The sequence below is a fragment of the Microcoleus sp. B13-B6 genome (assembly GCF_036705405.1).
GTDB lineage: Bacteria > Cyanobacteriota > Cyanobacteriia > Cyanobacteriales > Microcoleaceae > Microcoleus.
The window spans coordinates 1-19000 of the sequence record NZ_JAUBUJ010000039.1 but is presented as its reverse complement, the minus strand read 5'-3'; the positions used below and the strand labels follow the sequence as shown (position 1 = coordinate 19000).

The window sequence follows — 19000 nt, the reverse complement described above, 5'->3', positions numbered from 1 at the left end:
ACAAGAGTCTTCTCAAAGTCAACCCCTACTCCCCTTCTTAAGGGGGATGCGAGGGGGATCGAGACTCAGCTAAAAGCGAGATTTCTTGGGTCGGATTGTGTAAGTCCCGTTTATGCTATTTGATGCTAGCACGCGGTTGGTTCTGTCCCATCATTAACTTTAATGCCGACTGTTTTAAGTCTGTAAGGTCGCGGATGGTAATTGAGCAACCGTCTCCCAATTTAACAGCAGTGAAATAATAGCATTTGCCCAGGTAATCACTTTCTAGATGAACCTCTCCTTCAAGCGATTCTCCCGTCTCAACAACTTCTACTAATAAATCAAACAATCCTGGACTCAATTGATTAAGCAGTTTTCTCAGCACGGGTTCCACCGCGAGTTCTGTTCGTTTTTTCCCTAAGAGTCTGGCAAAGACAGGGTTAACTACCAAGCAGCGAAAATCTTCAATTTCTCCAGCGATATCCCCCCTCACCGCATCCACCGCAGCTATTCCATCCAGAGATGAGTTTAGCAAATTTGCCAGCAGGGCGCGAGATTGGTAGGCAATTTCTGCAGTTTGCTGGTGTCGCTCGATTGCTTCTTTAAGCTGGCGTTTTTGGTGCTGGATAGTTACCTGAGTATCGAGGCGCACTAGCACTTCTTCCGGCTCAAAAGGTTTAGAAATGTAGTCAACTCCCCCTACCTTAAAAGCTTTAACTTTATCAAATACTTGGTCAAGTGCGCTTAAGAAAATAATGGGAATTTCTGAGGTGTTTTCATCGGATTTGAGGGTTTGGCAGACTTGATAGCCATCCATGTCTGGCATTTTAATATCCAGCAATATAGCATCGGGGGGATGATTGCGAACAGTCCTCAAGGCCATCGTACCATTGGTGACGCACCGAACTTTATACCCATTTGTAGTCAGAATTTCGGTAAGAAAATGCAGATTCTCTGGGATGTCATCAACAATTAAAATGTTACCTTTCGGAGTTTCTAATTGATTGATTTCTATTGTTTCAGCCGCAGCCATCGCCATAAGTTCGCCTGCGTTTTTGGCATCGGCGATATCAGTTTTGGTGCTTTGCTTCTCTAGCAGAGAGCGAAAGTTATTCTTAGTAACTTTCTGCCCCATTACGTCTGAAATGCGGTGCCACAGGATGGAAGATAAATCTTTGATATGTCCTACACTGAGGTACAAGCTGTCAGCAACAGCACTATAAGTTGCGTTTTTCCAAGCAGCTTTTAAAATTTCCTGCTCGAGAAAACTTAACGGTTTACTGGTTTTTGACTCTAAGGCTGATTCGAGAAATTCTAGAGCTTGTTCAAAAGTCATGTACAAATCAATCTCATCGGGTAAGGTTTTTTCAATTGGGCACCCTAACTTTGAGTTATACACCGTACTAAGTCGGTGGAGAAATTCCTAATAGTTATTATGACAGACTTATTGACACTTACGCTCCGGGACGATCGCCCCCGATCGTGATTCCACCTTGTCGAAACCCGAAAAAGGCGATCGCGCCCGCCTAATTATTTTTGAGGGCGATCGGCTTAAACCCTTTAATTGCAAGGCTTTTAAGTTGCTTGTCACCCGTCAGCGCATATGCTCTGTGTCAAGCCTTGTCTTTATCCACAAGACAAGGCTTGATATTTTTTTTCTAGAATAAAATACGACGATTAGCGCCGACAATTCGATTAATTTTAAGTATTATTACTGATGTCTTTTAGCGCGTGATATTGTACTCCTCACTCAGAAATATGCCAATTAGGCAAAGATCCGACTTTTCCGACTTTACGATCCGACTTTTCCGACTTGCTTTAGGCCGATCGCGCAAACATACTATTAATAGCATCCACCAAAAGAAATAGAACAGTACCAGTCATGCTGTCGATCTGCTCTATCTAAAGATAGATACTAAAACCAGGGCGTCCGACTTTTCCGACTCTATGAGCCGACTTTTCCGACTGACAGGGGCGGGGGAGGGGAGCCAGGATACAGACATGGAAAGGATGCAGCCTCAAAAAAAGAGCAACTGAATCCAATCTTTATCCGCATAAATACTCAGACCACACTGAGCTAGATGTTTGCGGGATTGGGGTGCAACGAAAAAAGGAACAGAGGAAGGTTCCTTCACATTTATCTTTCACCACTTTTAAAATCATGTCAAATTCTCAATCCGTTATTGCAACAGACATTCGGACTTGTCCTGAAGATATAGAGAAAGCATTTTGGCAGCTATGGCAGCAGAACCGAGATGATCTTTACCGTTGCTGTCTCAGGTGGATGGGGGGGAATCCTACTGATGCTGAAGAAGTGCTCAGTCGCGCCATGCTCAAAGCTTGGGACAAATTGCCAGACTATGCCGAAAAAATCACCAACCTCCGAGCTTGGATCACTCGCTTAACCCATAATCTATGTATAGATATACAACGAGAACGTCGCCGGAAAGCAATGCAGATGGAGGATATTGAAGAAGTAGCTGCTACAGGAAATTCAGCATTTATTTCTGGTTTGAACTCTCCTGAAGAGGCACTTCTACATCATGAGTTGGGACAGTACATTCGCCGCGCTATTGATACTCTTCCTTCTCGACTGCGAACTCCGTTTATCCTGCGTTACTGCCACCAGATTGCCTATCAAGATATTGCCCAACAACTTGCTCTCTCGCTCAATAACGTTTATAAGCGCATCCAACAGGCACGAGATATTCTGCAAAAGCGTTTGAGCAGGTATTTGTCAGGGTTGGATGATGCTTTGTTAGATTCCTCCGAGTCCTCTAAAAAGGGGGACGTTGCCTCGATCGCGGATGATTTTGCTGTAGGGGTAGTGCCCCCGTGCCTACCCCGTCAAGATTCTGGGGCGATCGCGGATGATTTTGCTGTAGGGGTAGTGCCCCCGTGCCTACCCCGTCAAGATTCTGGGGCGGGGGGATTGCCCCTACAATTCGATGAAACGATCGCATCCGACTCGATCGCCCCCATCCCTCAAAACATTGGCGAGACAATTAATTATCAGGTAACAGCAATATGTCTAGAAACACTACACTCCGGGTGGTATCCCTCACTCAGTCCTCTGGGGTGGAGTTGAATGCTTACCTGGTTTTAGACGAAAAGCCAGCCCGAATTGACCAGAAGCTGAAAACATTAAGTGAGTACGTGCAGCAGTATCCTTCTGGGTGGAAGAAACGGTTGGAATTGGCGAATCTGCTGTATGCAATGGGTCGTATTGAGCAGGCGGTTGAGGAGTATCGCCAAGTGATCGATCGGCAGCAACCATTGATTGGCGTGCGGTTGCAATTGGGGAAACTCTTGCAGCTTATGGGACAAGAGGTTGAGGCCATAGCAGTTTATGAAAGTGCCTTGGCCAATGCACGCAATGAGGCGACTCGACAGCATATCAGCGGATCGATCGCACTCTGTAGAAATGACACTCAAGCCGCGATACTCGCTTTTGAGTCGGCGGCAACCCTTGAACCAGATAATGCGGCTCACTGGCTGGCCTTGGGGCAGGTGCAAAGGGGGAGAGGGGATGCGGTTGCAGCTTTGCGAGCCTTTGATACGGTTTTGTCACTGAACCCGGATGATGTTGTAGCGCTGATTGACAGCTACGACGCGAGTCAGGCGGTGGGTAATGTGCGCCAAGCCCAGCGGCGGTTGAGCAAAGCGCTAGAGGTGGCTCCGGGTGATTTCCGAGCGCTCAAACGACTGGCGGATACTCGTTGCCGGATGAGATTGGTATCGGGTGAGGAGGGGAAGCAGACTAAACAGATAATTGGTTCTGTGCTGCAACTGGCTCCTGATGCGGCGGATGCCCGCGAGTTGCTGGCATATTATCACCTTTTCCGAGGGGAGTCGGCTAACGGGATTGGGGTGTTGGAACGGTTTACTGAGGAACACCCGAATCATCCTAGGGGTTGGTATTCCTATGGGCGGTGCTTGTTTCATACGGGGGAATATCAAAGGGCGGCTGAGGCGATGCTGAAGGCTTATCGTCTCTATCCCCAGGATTGTGAAATTTATCGGGCGTTGTGTGAGATTTTGCCTTTAACCTCTGCGTCTACCGCTCACCAAAAACGTGAATTTTGTAGGGGTAGTGCCCCCGTGCCTACCCCCAAGGGTAGTGCCCCCGTGCCTACCCCCAAGGGTAGTGCCCCCGTGCCTACCCCCAGGGGTAGTGGATGGTGCGTGCCTACCCCCAGGGGTAGTGCCCCCGTGCCTACCCCCGACCCAGACGATTCGATCGGGATGGAAGACCAAGAGGGCCGGCACGGGGGCACGGCCCCTACGGATAATGAAACAGCCCTGGGGGATTTAGGGCGATCGAACAATCAAGTAACCCTTGCATCAATAGTAGAGGAGATGCTCGATCGTTTTCCCGATCGCTGGAGTGTTTGGACGACGGCGGGGCGGGTGTTGGTGGAAAGTTTTCAGGAAATCGATCGGGGGTGTGCTGTCTCTGTGCGGGGGACGCAACTTGAACCGCAGTTACCTGATGCTTGGTTTGGTCATGGGCGGGTGTTGGCGCTGGCGGGGAAACACCGGGAAGCGGTGGAGGCTTTGGCGCAAGGATGGCAGTTGTTGCCAGAAAATGGGGGTTATCTGCAATCGGTGTCTGCTGCGGTGTGGCTGGGGGAGAGTTATGGAGTGTTGGGGGATGAGGTGGCGAGTCGGAAATGGTTGGAAAAGGCTTGTCAGTTCGCTCAGGAAATGATGGAGTTTGATCCTGCGATGGCTAGTTACTGGCAAGGGAGAGCGTTGTTGGGGTTGGGGGATGTGACGGAGGCAGTGCAGGCGTATCGAAGTGCGTTGAGTCGGCGGTTGCTCTACCCTTTTCGCGGGGAGGTTGAGGAGGCTGTGAAACGGCTCAAAGGTAAGAGGCGAAAGGGCGATCGTGCTAAAGCGTAGAGCCTTGACTTCTTAGGGAAGTCGGGGATCTGAACCTCTCAGAGTGCATTGAGTTAGGAAAAAACAGCCTCTAACTCGAAAAATTCAGAAATTGACCTCTGGATTCGTCTTATAGGTGTAGAGACAAAAATACAATTTCGTCTCGACTCATCTCGAACAAAATTGAGGATAAAACCTCAATCAAAAACAAAAACTAAAACTAGCAAAAAGGAGAAAAATAATTATGAGACAGTTCTGGAGACTATAACATCAAAAATCAATTCTGATAGTGGAATATTTATCAGTAATTGAACATCAGTGATTAAAAATTGATGTAGTAGGGTAGGCACTGCCGTCAGCGCCTACCCTAGATATTTTGTTGCTGACCTTAAGTTAAGGACAAAACCTGGTGTAATGGGTGGAAATTAAAATTCTTGTACTGAGGGTACGTTGATCTAGGAAAAAACAGCCCCTAACTCGAAAAATTCAGAAATAGACCTCTGGATTCGTCTTATAGGCGTAGAGACAAAAATACAACTTCGTCTCGCCTCAAATCAGAAAATCAACAAGTAACACCATCATGAATTCAATGAAAAAAACTATGCGATTGGCCAAGTTTTTGGCATTTGCTCTGTCAGTTTTGATCTTCTGTTTTCCTACAGCAGCAATGGCAGATACTTGCTCTTCTCCTGAAAATCCTGTAATTCCGCAGCCATTGAGACAGATTAAAATTGATAACGGAAGTTTCAATGTTGATACAAATATAAGATGCCTGAAAGAATCAAAAAGAATTGACACTGCTGTAGTTTCCTTAGAGCCTTCTACTGCAACTGGAATAATTGACAAGATTGAAATTACTGGTACTGGGGGAAAACGTGAGTTTGGTTGTATGCCTAGCAAAGTTCAGCAAGGTACTAACCTAATTGAATTATGCGGTGGACCAGCGATCTTAGAAGCTGGAGATGTCAGATATCAGGCACAAGGAAGTGGTTTTGGAACAGAACCCGCGATCTTAAGCATTAACTTCAAATCTAACTAAGGGTAATCAAAAAGATAACACTCATTAGTTGGGATAAAAGAGTTGATATAGCTGTCCTTTCAAACACACATAGCTAAATATTATTCAATATATAACTATTTGTGTTTAAATTTTATGCGATTTTTGCTCATACCAATTTTTTATGAGGCTGCATAGAATCCGATCCCCCCTAACCCCCCTTAATAAGGGGGGGACAAGAGGGTGGTCAAAGTCCCCCTCCCGCGGGGGATGCGAGGGGGATCGAAATATATAGCAATCCTAAATCATTCTCATAATTATTGTAGGGGCAATCCCCCCGTGGTTGCCCGATAGATAGGGGGTAGGCACGGGGAGTAGGGGTAGCACTACCCCTACAAATTTATCTGAATCATTTAGGATTGCTATATGCAACAACCTATCAAATTGGTATCAGCTAATAAAGTTAACCATAAAAGCCGCAATATAACTACTGAAAATAACTCATTTAATCCATGATAAACATTCAAAAAAGCCCTAGGGGCAAAATATTCAATTCTGACTTAGCTTTTATCGCATTCTGTTTTTTAATAGCTTTATTTGGATTGGGTTATACTCTGACAATATTGCCAGAAATCGCACAATCTCAGTTAGTCAATCCAAATAGAATCTGTATTACTGGCGGTTGGAAATTTGGCTTAATTGTCACGCACATTCTCACTTTTGCGCTGATTCCGCTAGCAATGAGAATTTTTTACGACGGTTTAAAAAATTTGGGATTGGGGTTCAAAGTGATTTTTGCTTCCCAACTAGGTCTAGCTTTTATTATGGTAGCGATCGCCGCTGAAATTGGCTGGCACGTTACCCAATGCTGGTATTATCAAAACGATTTCACCATGCTGAATTTTATGTTCTACTTTTTCTTGATTTCAGCATTTGTATTGTGGTCAGATGGCCTGGTTATCAAGACAACTGCCCTCACGAGATTAGTTAACATTTTGTTCGCCATCAGTTTGTTGGTTATATCAATTTTATACCCTTTAGGTTATAAAGCTGATAACCCTAGCTTTAAAGTGCCAATTTATATTGCACTTACTATAGTTTTTGGAGTCTTGACCTACCGAGGTTATCAGCTTCTCAAAGATTGGAAGATTATTCTAGTCCCAATTTTTTCAGTAGGAGTCAACTTAACTTTTGTATTTCTTCTCGACAAATATGGAGGCGATCCCTATACCAACCCCCAAGTCGCTTTAAATGCTTTATTTCATATTCTCCATGACTTAGGTGGAACAGAAGCAGGAGTTGCTATCTTCACTTGGTTAGTTTACAGCAAAGGCATTGCTGAATTCAGTCACGCAAATCAAGAAAAATTAGCAATAGAAAATTAGCAAATATGGTTATATCAATAGCTGATTCCTTGCCGATTAACAACATTTTGTTCATGATTTATCCCCTTGGACATCTCGGTATAGCTCTGATTGAATGGGTATTACTAGGTTGGGGGATTCTGCTGTGGCGGCTATCACCCAGCTTAGCGATGATTGTTTTACCTTTATTGCTAGCCAGCCTTAGCTATGACAATTTCATTCTGTCCATAGGAAATTTAATTGGTGAAGGAGAGCTTTTAGAAATTCTCAGTAGGGTTCGCTTTCTCTTGCACGACTTAATTGTGCCGCTGTTCATTGTAATTGGTGTTGAACTTGCTCACCGTGCTGGAGCAGCTTGGGCGACTACAATAGTGCGAGTTTTATCTTGGGTAGTTGCATTCGGACTCGCGGGGATAGATATTACCACCAACTACATAGGATTGGAGTTGGAGCCAAGGTTTTTTGCGGAAATTTTGCGTTATAGCCCTGCTAACTTAAGTGGCCCACCAATTATTACCATTGTAGTTAATTTGTTCATGCTACTGATTGGTATCGGTATCTGGGTCAGGCTGAAATGGTCGTGGTTATTTGTAGGAACATTTATTGCCCTACTTGGTAATGCTATGCCTTCATCTACAGTAGGTACACTCCCTGGTAGCGCATCTGAATTAGTAATGGCTCTAAGTTTGCTGTTAACAGAGGATAAAGTACAGATAATCGGCAAAAAACTAGCTAGAAACCAACAACAAGAGAATATATTTATGGTCAATAAAAATCCAGAAGCCGCGTTTGAGTGGGAGCATATTATCCCCAAAGATGGCTACAAAATATATCAGTCAGGGAGTCACATTAAAGGAAATTTTATCCAAGTTTTCGCTCCTGATGCTCCTTACCGGGATGGGGAAGGAAAACTGAGGTTAATTACTTACTTGCACGGCTTTGCTTTGTGCCTGCCAAAATTCTATCAATCTCATTTAGAAGAATTGGCTAAGCAAGGCTATTATGTAGTTTTTCCTGATTTTCAAAACAGCCGCTATCCCGACGATCTAACAACAAACAAAGGCAGTGAAGAAAAAGAACCCTTATCTTTTTGGTTGAACATTTTGAGTAAAGTAGTTTCAAAATGGGATAAATTCAAGATAGAGGATACTTTACTGCAATATCGGCGAAAGAAGATTGGCCCGGTTGTCCGCAAGCTCCTCAAACCTACCCTGTTCAAGTACCTTCGCCTTTCCTTAGCCTTGGTCGTACTATTTTTAGTAATCAAATTGTTCAAAAACCGCTATGGAAAGAATCTGAAGCAGCTTATTTACACTGTTGACCTCAGTCTTTTGCACAGCCCAGTGGAATGGATTCAACAAGCTATCGGTCTAACTGATGCAGCTTGGAAAAAATTAGGTCAAGATAATCCCAGTCTTGCTCAATCGGAGTTTGATTTTTATGTGTTCGGTCATTCTTTGGGAGGATTATTAGCCATGAGTTGGCCTCTCTATATCGAGGAAAATCAACAAAAGTTTTTACCCAAACAGATTCTTACTGCCGCTCCAGCCCCAAGTACGGACATGGGCATTCCTCAGATAGCCATCTGGATTTTAAAAATCTTCAATTCTCCGTTTACTGCCAAACCAATAAACATCCGTCAAATCGGCAGTAGGTTAATTCTACCCATTGGAATTTTGCATGGAGCAGATGACAAAATTGTGAAGCCTGGTTTTTGGATTGGCCGGGCATTTGGGCAAAAAACATCTAATTTTGATTGCATCGCTAGTCACACGAAGAAAATTTACTTTTCGCTGTCTAATAAGGAGTCGAATCCTCCGTTAATTGCCTTTCACAACCAGGCCGTAACCGACACCACGTATTTTGATGATGCGTTATTTGCCAAGTTAGGTGGAGTCAAGAAACAGCCAAATATTTATAATAGCCAATATATTTGGCGGGGGTTCGATCTAGTCGTGACGAACCAAGCAGATGTTAACGAGTTACTCGATAAATTCAACCAGCCAGGAAGTTTGATCGAAGTAACAGATACTTTGCCCGAAAAATCTATGGATTTTACCAAGATAGCGATCGCTCTGTTAGTTGGGCTGACTTTTTTGGGGTTAGGATATTGGTTCTGGCAATATTACACACCTGTGTAATCTCAACCCATTTTCTGGTCTCTAAAAATTCAGATATTCACCAGGGCGATCGTCTGAAAATGTAAAAATGAAAAATGACAGCTAAGATTTCGTTCTCAATTCCAATCCTAACTAAAGGTTAGGCACTGTTCACTTAAAAATTAACCGATCGGGGAGGATACCATGACATTCAAAATTCTCAGCTTAGATGGCGGCGGCATCCGGGGAGTATTATCTGCTACAATTCTCAAGCAGGTAGAGACAACCATACAAGAAAAAACAGGTCAGAAATTGCATGAATATTTTGACTTGATTTCTGGCACATCCACTGGCTCAATTCTGGCGGCGGCGATTACCTGTCAGATGAATGTTCAGCAAATGATTGATTTCTACTTAGAAGAGGGAAAAAATATATTCCTACCGTCGGTTCGTGAGGCTCGAAAATGGAGAAAAGTAAGTCAAGCTCTCGCCAGTAATTTGTTATACCCCCACGAACAGGGAGAGCAGGGTTTAGCTAAAATATTGCAGAAAAAATTGATTCACCCGGAGTTGGGCTCTCCGAAAATGAGCGAGATTGATCGACCCTATATTCTGATACCTGCTTATGACGTTTATTCCCGAAACACAACGTGGTTTACGAATAAGTCGGCCGATGCAAAAACGTGGTACGACAACATTGAACTCTGGAAAATCTGCACTGCCTCAGCATCAGCACCCACGTTTTTTCCCCCTTACAACCTTCCCTATAACGAGGAGCAAAGTCTTCCCCATATCGATGGCGGTGTCTCAGCCAACAACCCGGCGTTAGTGGCGATCGCCCACGCTTTGTTGATTGAAAAACAAAACAAATTACAATTGAGCGATATTGCTGTCCTCTCCATTGGCACTGGCAATACAACTTGTCCCTACAGCTATAAAGACATCAATGGGTGGGGACAGTTGGGCTGGGCTCGGCGCCTACCGGATATGTTCATGAATCCTGCTGCTCAAAATTCTGAAGCTATCTGTTACCAAATCATGGAAAGTACAGGGGGGGATTATCTGCGTTTGGATTTCGATCTAAACCAGCGCTTCCAAGGAGAACAACAGCCCGGTCGTCTGCGACGCACGCTGACCAAGCGAGAAAAGCCCTACAACGAATACATTAAAACACAGAAGAATCAGTCTAAAGAAATCAGCGAAGAGATCGACAATCCTGAGAATTGTGAAGAACTGAAAGATGCCGCTGAATGCTATCTCGATTGTGGAGAAGTTTACTATAAGAACCAAAAGGTTCCAGTTGTAGAGGCAATTCAACAGTTTATCAAGTTGGATTAGCATTGCTGCTTTAACCACCGGCAGCATCTCACTTTGGCAGCCCAGCTAGAAATCTAAGTTGTGAGGCAGGAGGCAAGAGGCAGAAGGAAGGAGCCAGAAGAAGTGTTTTTAGAAATATGAGATGCTCCCTTAACCACCTTCCCCTACTTGCCGAACCTCTGCTCTTTAAAACAGCCCCTGCTTAATAAGAATGCTATCCAAATTAAAACTGCCAAAGTAAAAGTATAAATCGTGCCTGTAGACAAACTCTCATAACTCATGGAACTTATTTGGTTCTTTAAAACCCTCAACAAATACATTGCCTCCTACAAATGGCAATTCATTTTACTCTTTATCTGCCTAATATTCGACGCAGCATTTGATTCAGTCTTCCGAGCCAGCTTAAAATTTATCATCGATGCCGCCATCGTTCCCCAAAACTATAGTCTTCTGGTTCTAATCCTGTCATTGCTAGTTGTCGGAGCAATTCTATATGCCTGCATCGGTTTGCTAGGAATTTTCCTAGGAGCGCGTTTGGGCATTTTAATCACCAACAATATCCGATACTCTCTATTCGAGCATCTCCAAAGCCTTTCAATGGAGTTTTTTGGGCGGCGTTCAGCCGGGGATATTGTCAATTGTCTCATCGCCGATGTCCAAAAGGTGGAAAATGGTGTAATTACAATGGGGCTGACAGTTGTTGTTTTACAACTGTCTAACTTCCTATTTTCTCTGGTTTTCCTCTTCTTCCTCAACTGGCAATTAGCCCTGCTCAGTTTAATCGGTTTAACCCTCTGCACCATTGCCCCAGCAAAAATTGCCAGCCTTGCAACCGAAGTCGGCTATAAGTTGCTGCAAAAAGAAGGACAGATTGCCAGCGTTATCGAAGAGAATATCCTCTCGCAAACCGTTGTCAAGATATTCGGGCTGGAAAACCAAATGAGTAAAGATTTTTCCACCGATTTAAATGACTTAAAACAGGTTGATGTCCGGGCAACCTTTCTCTCCTACTTAGTGCAGAAAGTCCCGATGATTGGTTTTGTCATGACGCAGCTTATCGTTTTAAGTATCGGTGCTGTCATGACATACCAAAATATCATTTCCGTAGGCACCCTTGCCTCATTTCAAGTTTTAATGCTAGGATTGAATCTCAATATTCTCGGTTTAACTTCGTCACTGCCTGCATTTATCGATGGAGTAGCAGGGCTGCAACGCATCAGCGATATCTTATCAGAAACTCCGGCCATTCAGGATGCACCGGATGCGATTGATTTACCTCACTTTTCCAGTGATATTAACTTTGACGATGTTACCTTTAGCTACTCCCAAGATAGAGGAGGAGTTAAAAATCTATCCCTGAAGATTCGCCAAGGAGACTTCGCGGTATTTGTCGGTCAAAGTGGAGCAGGAAAAAGTACCATTGTCAACTTGCTGACGCGATTTTATGACCCGGATAAAGGACGCATTCTGTTTGATGGAATTGATTTACGTCATGCAACAGTACGCTCCCTCCGTTCTCAAATTGGACTCGTTTCTCAGGATGTAATTCTCTTTAATTCCTCGGTGCGAGAAAACATCCGCATGGGCTATCTCGAAGCCACTGACGAACAAGTCGAAGCCGCAGCCAAAGCCGCCGAGATTCACAACTTTATTTTGTCCTTACCCCAAGGCTACGACACACCTGTGGGTGACAGGGGCGGACAGTTATCAGGGGGACAACGGCAAAGAATTGCCTTAGCTAGAGCCTTGGTAAGAAATCCAGCCATTCTAATTCTGGATGAAGCCACATCCGCCCTTGACCCCGCCACAGAAGCCGAAATCCTCGCCACCATCGAGCGCATCACCAAAGAACGCACCGTAATTTTGATTACCCACCGCATGGCCCATGCCTTGCGTGCGGATGTCATGTACGTGCTGGAAAACGGCAGCTTGGTTGTTAGCGGTTGACACACACATTTGACCTGTACTGAATATTTTGGAGTTAAAAATTATGACCAGCACAAATGATTACAAATGGCTAATTCCCTCTTCTGCTAACCTAGGCTCGAAATCTCTTGAAGAAGAGAAAGCTCTCTGGGACAAAAGTCACGAAGATTATACTAACACCGCTTTCAGCATCACCCAAGACCCCAAAATCTGCAAAAACTTAATCCGTCCAGAGCGTTCTCCCGGCTATGATATTCCCAACTCGCCTGACATCAAAGTCCTAATTCCCGGTTGCGGCTCCGAAATTTATCTTCAGAAAACCTTACTAGAATTTTGCCCCCAAATTGGACAAATCTACTGTACCGATTTTTCCAAAACAGCCATTGAAAAAGCACAAGCACACTGGAAAACAGCAGATGGAGATTCCCGACTCAACAATCAGCAAATCGTGTTTGAGCAAGTAGACTCCACGCGAATCACCGAACAAAAACATGAGTGGAACGAGAAATTTGATTACGTCCTACTCGCAAATTCCGTGGTTTCCAGTGAGGATAAAACCAATCGCGAGATGATTCGGGAATTTGGTAAAGTTCTCAAGCCAGGTGGCAAGATATACGGATATTTTCCAACCACCTTATGCTTTTTAGAAATTGCCTATTTGAGTCGCCAACACGCTCACTGTGTTACAGAGGGATATATCGATGTCTACGGCAATAAAGTTTGGGACGCTGAGTGGCAAGATCCCCAGATTTATTACACTCCCTTGCGGTTAAATCGCATCTTTAAAGAAGCAGGATTGCAACAACTCAGTTTGGAGATGCAGTTTTTGGACTATGAGCCTTTTGTTTCGATGTTTAAAGAGATGATAGCTCATGACGACCCGGATATTTTTCTCTGGCATCTTCTAGTTCGTTATGAAAAATAAAACTTAGGCATTTGGGCGAAGCATCGAGTGAGATGCTTCGTTTCAGTCAGCATGACACATAGGCTTTTCGTAAGTAGGGACACGGCATTGCCGTGTCCTTCTTCGTGTCAACAACTAGGTTCAACCCGCAGTCCGGCAAGGGTTGAAACCCCTGCCTCAAAGCTAAAGTCCTCTGAAGAGGACTGAAAAACTCATTAGTCCTCTTCAGAGGACTTTAGCTATTAGACAGGGAATTCATTCCCTGGCGGTCTGGCGGACTGGCGACTGTCAGCGGCGAGTTATGGTTGAGGTAAAACTCTAGAATCTGGAAATTAACAGAGGCCAGAAGTACGATCGCCCTTTTGAAGAGAAATGTATAGAAATAGAAACGCGATCGCAACTTTATTTGTTTTACCCTCCGATAACTCCCCATCTCCCGATGGTTTCCCAACTACGCTTCAACTATCAAAGTAATGTTGTCAAGTCTCACGACGCCAACAACTTCACCGGGTTGCAAAGTTATTTCTCGTTAGCGAAGCCCTCAAAGAGGATCGCACTTCGCCGGCCACCAACTGTTTTGGAAACGAACGCGACCGCATTCTTGAGGGCTAATTTGTTCATCTACGATCGCTGTTTCAACATCGTTAATAGACATAGCTGCTTGCTCCTGAATATAAACTCGACTTGATTTGTGCGGATGTCAGAAGCTTGTCTGTCAACTTCCCCTCCACACTCAACAGTGTCACTTATGATTATTATTTGAGCGGTTTATACAGTATTTTAGGCATTTATTATCGAATTTTATGCGATATAAATCAAGCCATAGAAGACCATCAAATATCAGAAATAAAAGCCACTAAATTTTTGCAAATTATAGCGAAAAGCAGGGAACATAAAAACGGTAAACAAGCTAATCTGGAATTCGGGAAAGTTAACGCTGCAATTAATATAGGTTTTTGTCAAATAGAAACGCGCGAATTATAATCAGCTATGGAGATATTTGTCAAGCTGAAAAAAATGCGGGACTAAATCGGGAGTAATAGCTATTCGATCGATGTCGGGTTAGCTTTCCTCAACTCCTGTGTCGGAGCAAAAAAGAGGCGGAAGATATCGCCGAAAAACTTTATGCCGATCGGGAAAACAGTCAGTTGGTGGGTACGGGATACAAATTAGTTTTTCTCGCCGCCACTTATCACAACCTGCCAGAGACAGAGAAAGCTTTGAGCTTGTACCGCCAAGCGATCGCCCAGGCCGACCAAAACCAGTACAGCACCATCAAAGCCAAAACTCTCAGCGGTACAGCCGCGCTGCTGACACAAAGTAAATGATTTCCTGGAATGTTCTTGTAAATTCCGGTAAAGTCTGGTACTATAGTTTGAGAACAAAAATACCACCTAGCGATGACCAGATATGTCACACCGCGAGAAGCTTGCAAAATCCTGCAAGTCTCAGACAAAACCCTTAGAAACTGGGAACTTGCCGACAAAATATCAGCAATCAGAACTCCCTCCAACCAGCGACGCTACGACATCGACAGCGTTCTCGGAACCGGACACGACCGAATTACAGCCATCTACGCCAGGGTCAGTAGCTACAAACAGCGCGAAGACCTCGATAGGCAAGTCAGCTACCTCCAAAACCTCTACCCGCAAGCCAAAGTCTTCAAAGACATCGGAGGCGGACTCAACTTCAAAAGAAAAGCGCTGCTTGCCCTTCTGGGACAAGTCATGTCAGGAGACATCTCAACAGTTGTGGTGGGACACCAAGACAGACTGTGCCGGTTTGGTGGCGATCTTATCAAATGGATCTGCGAGCAAAACAATTGCCAACTCATGGTTCTCAGTAGAAACGAGCTGTCTCCAGAACGAGAAATGGTTGAAGATATCCTTGCCATCATCCACGTCTTTAGCTGCCGACTCTATGGTTTGCGAAAATACAAATCTGCTATCAAAGAAGATTCGAGTTTACCCGGAAACCAAGCTAGCAGCGAAGTGGAGGACTTGGATTGCAGCAAGTAGATGGTGTTATAACCAAGCAATTGCTATCCTGAGAGACGAAAAAATTGGCAAGTACGATTTAAGAAAGAAAGTGATGGACTCGGCTCCCAAGTGGGTGTCAGAGCAGCCTTATAATCCCCGAGAAATGGCAGTGTTTCAAGCTTTTGAAGCACACAAGGCTGCGAAGAAAGTCAAAGGAACGGCAAAGTTTAGGAGCCGTTTCGACACATCTCAAACTATCCGGTTCCAAACATCTAACTGGAAGTTAGGTACTTTTTACCCAAATTCTACCAAAGGACTAAGTTTTAAAGCATCAGAACCAATCGTTGAGGTAATGCAGCACGAACCAATACTCAGCTTAATTAACAGGCAGTGGTTGATCGGCTATGCGATTGACGCACAAGTAATGAAACCAATTAATAGCGATTTGGTTGTCGCGCTAGATCCGGGTGTCAGAACTTTTCTTACTGGTTTTGATGGTAGTGACTTCATCGAAATAGGAAAAAACGATATCGGTCGTATCTATCGCCTAGCAAGGCATCTAGACAAATTAATGTCCCGTATTGGAGTAAGTAAAGGGAGAGAGTTCAAGCGACTAAGGTATTGCCTGCGAAAATCAGCCGCCAAAATCAGGATCAAGATTAAAAACTTGGTCAATGAATTGCATAAAAAAGCTGCCAAATATCTAACAAGCAAGTACAAGTTAATTTTTTTGCCAACCTTTGAGACGCAACAAATGGTCAAGAAAGGTAAACGTAGGTTGGCGACTAAAACGGCTAGAGCGATGGTTACATTGAGTCATTATCGTTTCAAGCAAATGTTGAAGCATCAAGCCACCAAGCACGGTGGTGTTGTAGTAGACGTAACGGAAGAGTATACATCTAAAACTTGCTCAAAATGTGGACATATCCATACTAACTTGGGTGGATCTAAAATCTTTAAATGTCCAAAATGCGGACACACCCTAGAAAGGGATAAAAATGGCGCTTTCAATATTTTGTTGAAAGCTTTGAGAGATACCTCCTTGACAGGAGAGCTTGCTGCTTTTTCTGTCTTGCCATACACGGTTATTCCGGGATTAGTCCGGGATTTACCGGGTTAAATGTATCTGTACCGAGAACGGGGAGAATTTGACCAAGCCCTGCCGCACCATCCAGAAGCAATCGAAATACCCGATCGAGCCAGCGCTAAATTAGACCGAGCCGAAGCTTGCTCTCAACTAGCACTAACAGAACAAAAACTTGGTAACATCGAGAAAACCCAAGAAAATTTTGACCGCGCCATTCAACTGTTCAGCGAAATGGACGCTAGCAAACAAGTAGAAAAAGTACAGTTAGCCGCGACAAAAAAACTGAAAAAATACCTAATTAATCGAGCAAGAAATCAGAAAATAGATACAATAAACGAAAGAACAACCATAAACTTTGTAGATATGAAACTAAAACGATTGGGACACGTAGCCGTCTGCGTGCAAGACATAGAGAAGTCTGCTGAATTCTACCGCAACTTGGGTATGGAGTTAGTCTGGAAAGATCCAGACTGGGCTTATTTGAAAGCAGGAGAGGACGGATTGGCGCTGTTGAGTCCGAGTTACGACCAAGCAGGGCCGCATTTTGGGTTTGTATTTGACGATCGTACCGAAATGGAATCCGCCTACGAACAACTCAAAGCCGATGGTGTTTCCGTCACCCACATCCACGAACACCGCGACGGTACTGCATCCTTCTACGGCAGAGATCCCGACGGTAACGGCTTCGAGTACCTTTACGAACCGGCCTGACGATTCTAGGGCTTACGAATCAAAACCCAAGAAACCGGGTTTTTAGCGGTTTCTGCCAGTTGCAGTGCGTCTTTTCGAGAAAAACCCGGTTTCTGACCACGTGCGCGAACTAAATTAAGTAAGCGCCCAGAAAAAAATAGAATACCCAGATACCCGGTTGGGCGTTCCTTCTTCCGTTCCCGGAACATCCCTACAACTCCCCGAATAATCTGAGGTACTTACACCGACGCTTCTCAAGTAAGGTGCAGACTCTGAATCCGAAATATATCCACAACTTCCGAAAATCGGCTCGATAATCTAAAATCTAAAATCTAAAATCTAAAATCCTCATGTTGCAGAGAATACAAGTCAGAAACCGCTGGAAATCAATCTTCAAACCTTGGGAAGAAGCAGACCCTTGGCTCTTCGCCGCTTGCATCGCCCTCACCATCTTCGGGGGAATCATGATCCGCAGCGTCGAAATCAACCAGGGGCTGATCGACTGGTGGCGACACTGGGTAACTGGGGCAGTTGGTTTGTTCCTCGCCATCATCATTTCCCGCTGCCGCTACCAAATACTGCTGGAGTGGAAATGGCCGATTTACATATTAATCAATTTGTCGCTGATCGCAGTGCGTTTTATCGGTACTACAGGACTCGGCGCCCAGCGGTGGATCAACATCGGCGGCTTTTACCTGCAACCGTCAGAATTTGCCAAAGTAGGCATGATTGTCACTTTAGCAGCTCTCCTGCACGACAAGACTGTTCCCACGGTGGGTAATATGTTGAGGATGCTGGCGATTATGGCTGTACCCTGGGGATTGATCTTTGCCGAACCAAATTTAGGTACTTCCTTAGTCTTCGGCGCGATCACAATTGGGATGTTTTACTGGGGTAATGTAAATCCCGGCTGGCTAATATTGCTATTCTCTCCTCTAATCTCTGTTCTCCTCAATAACCTGTCTACACCGATTTGGGTAGCCTGGGTAGTTCTTGCGGGTATTATCGCTTGGCGAACCCTGCCTTGGCCTTGGCTGGGGACTTTCGGTGCTGTGTTGGTGAACGTTGTTTCTGGACAAGTCGGACAGCTTTTTTGGAATGTACTCAAGGATTATCAAAAAATGCGCCTGACAGGGTTTTTAAACCCCGAGAAAGACCCTTTAGGCAGCGGATATCACTTGATTCAATCTCGGATTGCTATTGGGGCCGGGGAACTGAAAGGCAGGGGTTTGTTTCAGGGAACGCAAACTCAGCTTAACTTTATTCCCGAACAGCATACGGACTTTATCTTTTCAGCTATTGGCGAAGAATTGGGGTTTATTGGCTGCATTTGCGTGCTGTTGGTGTTCTGGATAATTTGTTTCCGGTTAGTGACGATCGCTCAAACTGCTAACGATAATTTTGGTTCTTTGCTGGCGATCGGCGTACTGTCAATGTTGATTTTTCAGGTGTTCGTAAATATTGGGATGAACATTGGCTTGGCTCCGGTTACGGGCATTCCCCTGCCTTTCCTGAGTTACGGGAATGCGTCGCTGCTGAGTAATTTTCTCGGCCTGGGACTGGTGGAGGCGGTGGCAAGCCAGCGACAGCGCAAGAAGCGTTGGAATTAGGTCATTGGTAATGGGTTTTGGGAATGCGATCGCCCTTTTGATTTCTTTCGAGAAATTCTGCGGGCGATCGTATTTTTTGTCGTTCTGCCAAGGCGCATCTAAGGAATGAGAATTAAATAACTTCCACTCTTGAAAGTGGGATGGGCGTCCCCCCCCGCCCAAAA

16 protein-coding genes and 1 pseudogene are annotated in these 19000 nt (G+C 44.7%); 14 read left to right on the top strand and 3 right to left on the bottom strand.

The annotated features are described in order from the left end of the window. Window positions 1–115: 115 nt before the first annotated feature. Complete coding sequence (locus tag QUB35_RS18585) at window positions 116–1315, bottom strand: response regulator (RefSeq protein WP_333143254.1); 1200 nt, start codon at window positions 1313–1315, stop codon at window positions 116–118. 108 nt (window positions 1316–1423) lie between these two features. Then, window positions 1424–1570, bottom strand: a complete 147-nt coding sequence (locus tag QUB35_RS18580) for a hypothetical protein (RefSeq protein WP_333143253.1) — start codon at window positions 1568–1570, stop codon at window positions 1424–1426. Between the two features lie 570 nt (window positions 1571–2140). Between QUB35_RS18580 and QUB35_RS18575 the strand changes: the two genes are divergently transcribed. The 8 genes from QUB35_RS18575 (at window position 2141) to QUB35_RS18540 (ending at window position 13491) form a co-directional block, all read left to right on the top strand. Continuing rightward, a complete protein-coding gene (locus tag QUB35_RS18575; protein ID WP_333143252.1) occupies window positions 2141–3067 on the top strand; it encodes a sigma-70 family RNA polymerase sigma factor in 927 nt (308 codons plus the stop codon). Next, a complete protein-coding gene (locus QUB35_RS18570) occupies window positions 3007–4884 on the top strand; it encodes a tetratricopeptide repeat protein (protein WP_333143251.1) in 1878 nt (625 codons plus the stop codon). Before QUB35_RS18575 ends, QUB35_RS18570 begins: the two co-directional genes overlap by 61 nt. Window positions 4885–5443: 559 nt before the next feature. Further along, entirely contained in the window at window positions 5444–5902 is a 459-nt protein-coding gene (locus QUB35_RS18565; protein ID WP_333143250.1) for a hypothetical protein, read from the top strand. A gap of 470 nt (window positions 5903–6372) precedes the next feature. Further along, on the top strand, window positions 6373–7245 hold the full coding sequence (locus QUB35_RS18560; RefSeq protein ID WP_333143249.1) for a hypothetical protein: 873 nt from the start codon (window positions 6373–6375) through the stop codon (window positions 7243–7245). A gap of 5 nt (window positions 7246–7250) precedes the next feature. Further along, window positions 7251–9365, top strand: a complete 2115-nt coding sequence (locus QUB35_RS18555; protein ID WP_333143248.1) for a hypothetical protein — start codon at window positions 7251–7253, stop codon at window positions 9363–9365. 162 nt (window positions 9366–9527) lie between these two features. After that, entirely contained in the window at window positions 9528–10661 is a 1134-nt protein-coding gene (locus QUB35_RS18550) for a patatin-like phospholipase family protein (RefSeq protein WP_333143247.1), read from the top strand. Between the two features lie 258 nt (window positions 10662–10919). Next, the gene (locus QUB35_RS18545; RefSeq protein WP_333143246.1) at window positions 10920–12587 is read left to right on the top strand and encodes an ABC transporter ATP-binding protein; all 1668 of its coding nucleotides are present in this window, start codon (window positions 10920–10922) and stop codon (window positions 12585–12587) included. Between the two features lie 43 nt (window positions 12588–12630). After that, entirely contained in the window at window positions 12631–13491 is an 861-nt protein-coding gene (locus tag QUB35_RS18540) for a class I SAM-dependent methyltransferase (RefSeq protein WP_333143245.1), read from the top strand. A 520-nt stretch (window positions 13492–14011) separates the two neighbouring features. On the opposite strand, the gene QUB35_RS39200 is transcribed toward QUB35_RS18540, so the two are convergent. Then, entirely contained in the window at window positions 14012–14125 is a 114-nt protein-coding gene (locus QUB35_RS39200; RefSeq protein ID WP_445252021.1) for an NfeD family protein, read from the bottom strand. A 53-nt stretch (window positions 14126–14178) separates the two neighbouring features. Between QUB35_RS39200 and QUB35_RS18535 the strand changes: the two genes are divergently transcribed. The 6 genes and pseudogenes from QUB35_RS18535 to rodA all read left to right on the top strand — a co-directional run bounded on the left by QUB35_RS18535 (window position 14179) and on the right by rodA (window position 18836). Then, entirely contained in the window at window positions 14179–14454 is a 276-nt protein-coding gene (locus QUB35_RS18535) for a hypothetical protein (RefSeq protein WP_333143244.1), read from the top strand. 164 nt (window positions 14455–14618) lie between these two features. Continuing rightward, on the top strand, window positions 14619–14798 hold the full coding sequence (locus tag QUB35_RS18530) for a hypothetical protein (protein WP_333102998.1): 180 nt from the start codon (window positions 14619–14621) through the stop codon (window positions 14796–14798). A 72-nt stretch (window positions 14799–14870) separates the two neighbouring features. Continuing rightward, window positions 14871–15452: pseudogene (locus QUB35_RS18525) on the top strand (IS607 family transposase); the annotation flags it as partial. Between the two features lie 22 nt (window positions 15453–15474). After that, window positions 15475–16569 (top strand): RNA-guided endonuclease InsQ/TnpB family protein, encoded by a 1095-nt coding sequence (locus tag QUB35_RS18520; RefSeq protein ID WP_445252022.1) that lies wholly within the window; start codon window positions 15475–15477, stop codon window positions 16567–16569. 330 nt (window positions 16570–16899) lie between these two features. Next, window positions 16900–17247 carry a VOC family protein gene (locus QUB35_RS18515; RefSeq protein WP_333103068.1) on the top strand — a complete coding sequence of 116 codons (348 nt, stop codon included), beginning with the start codon at window positions 16900–16902 and terminating at the stop codon, window positions 17245–17247. Between the two features lie 329 nt (window positions 17248–17576). Further along, the gene (gene rodA / locus QUB35_RS18510; protein WP_333143241.1) at window positions 17577–18836 is read left to right on the top strand and encodes a rod shape-determining protein RodA; all 1260 of its coding nucleotides are present in this window, start codon (window positions 17577–17579) and stop codon (window positions 18834–18836) included. The last annotated feature ends 164 nt before the right edge of the window (window positions 18837–19000 follow it).

Excerpts from the sequence above, each read along its gene's own strand:
- QUB35_RS18585 (WP_333143254.1), bottom strand. The coding sequence starts at position 1,315 with ATGACTTTTGAACAAGCTCTAGAATTTCTCGAATCAGCCTTAGAGTCA.
- QUB35_RS18575 (WP_333143252.1), top strand. The coding sequence starts at position 2,141 with ATGTCAAATTCTCAATCCGTTATTGCAACAGACATTCGGACTTGTCCT.
- QUB35_RS18570 (WP_333143251.1), top strand. The coding sequence starts at position 3,007 with ATGTCTAGAAACACTACACTCCGGGTGGTATCCCTCACTCAGTCCTCT.
- QUB35_RS18565 (WP_333143250.1), top strand. The coding sequence starts at position 5,444 with ATGAATTCAATGAAAAAAACTATGCGATTGGCCAAGTTTTTGGCATTT.
- QUB35_RS18560 (WP_333143249.1), top strand. The coding sequence starts at position 6,373 with ATGATAAACATTCAAAAAAGCCCTAGGGGCAAAATATTCAATTCTGAC.
- QUB35_RS18555 (WP_333143248.1), top strand. The coding sequence starts at position 7,251 with ATGGTTATATCAATAGCTGATTCCTTGCCGATTAACAACATTTTGTTC.
- QUB35_RS18550 (WP_333143247.1), top strand. The coding sequence starts at position 9,528 with ATGACATTCAAAATTCTCAGCTTAGATGGCGGCGGCATCCGGGGAGTA.
- QUB35_RS18545 (WP_333143246.1), top strand. The coding sequence starts at position 10,920 with ATGGAACTTATTTGGTTCTTTAAAACCCTCAACAAATACATTGCCTCC.
- QUB35_RS18540 (WP_333143245.1), top strand. The coding sequence starts at position 12,631 with ATGACCAGCACAAATGATTACAAATGGCTAATTCCCTCTTCTGCTAAC.
- QUB35_RS39200 (WP_445252021.1), bottom strand. The coding sequence starts at position 14,125 with ATGTCTATTAACGATGTTGAAACAGCGATCGTAGATGAACAAATTAGC.
- QUB35_RS18515 (WP_333103068.1), top strand. The coding sequence starts at position 16,900 with ATGAAACTAAAACGATTGGGACACGTAGCCGTCTGCGTGCAAGACATA.
- rodA (WP_333143241.1), top strand. The coding sequence starts at position 17,577 with ATGTTGCAGAGAATACAAGTCAGAAACCGCTGGAAATCAATCTTCAAA.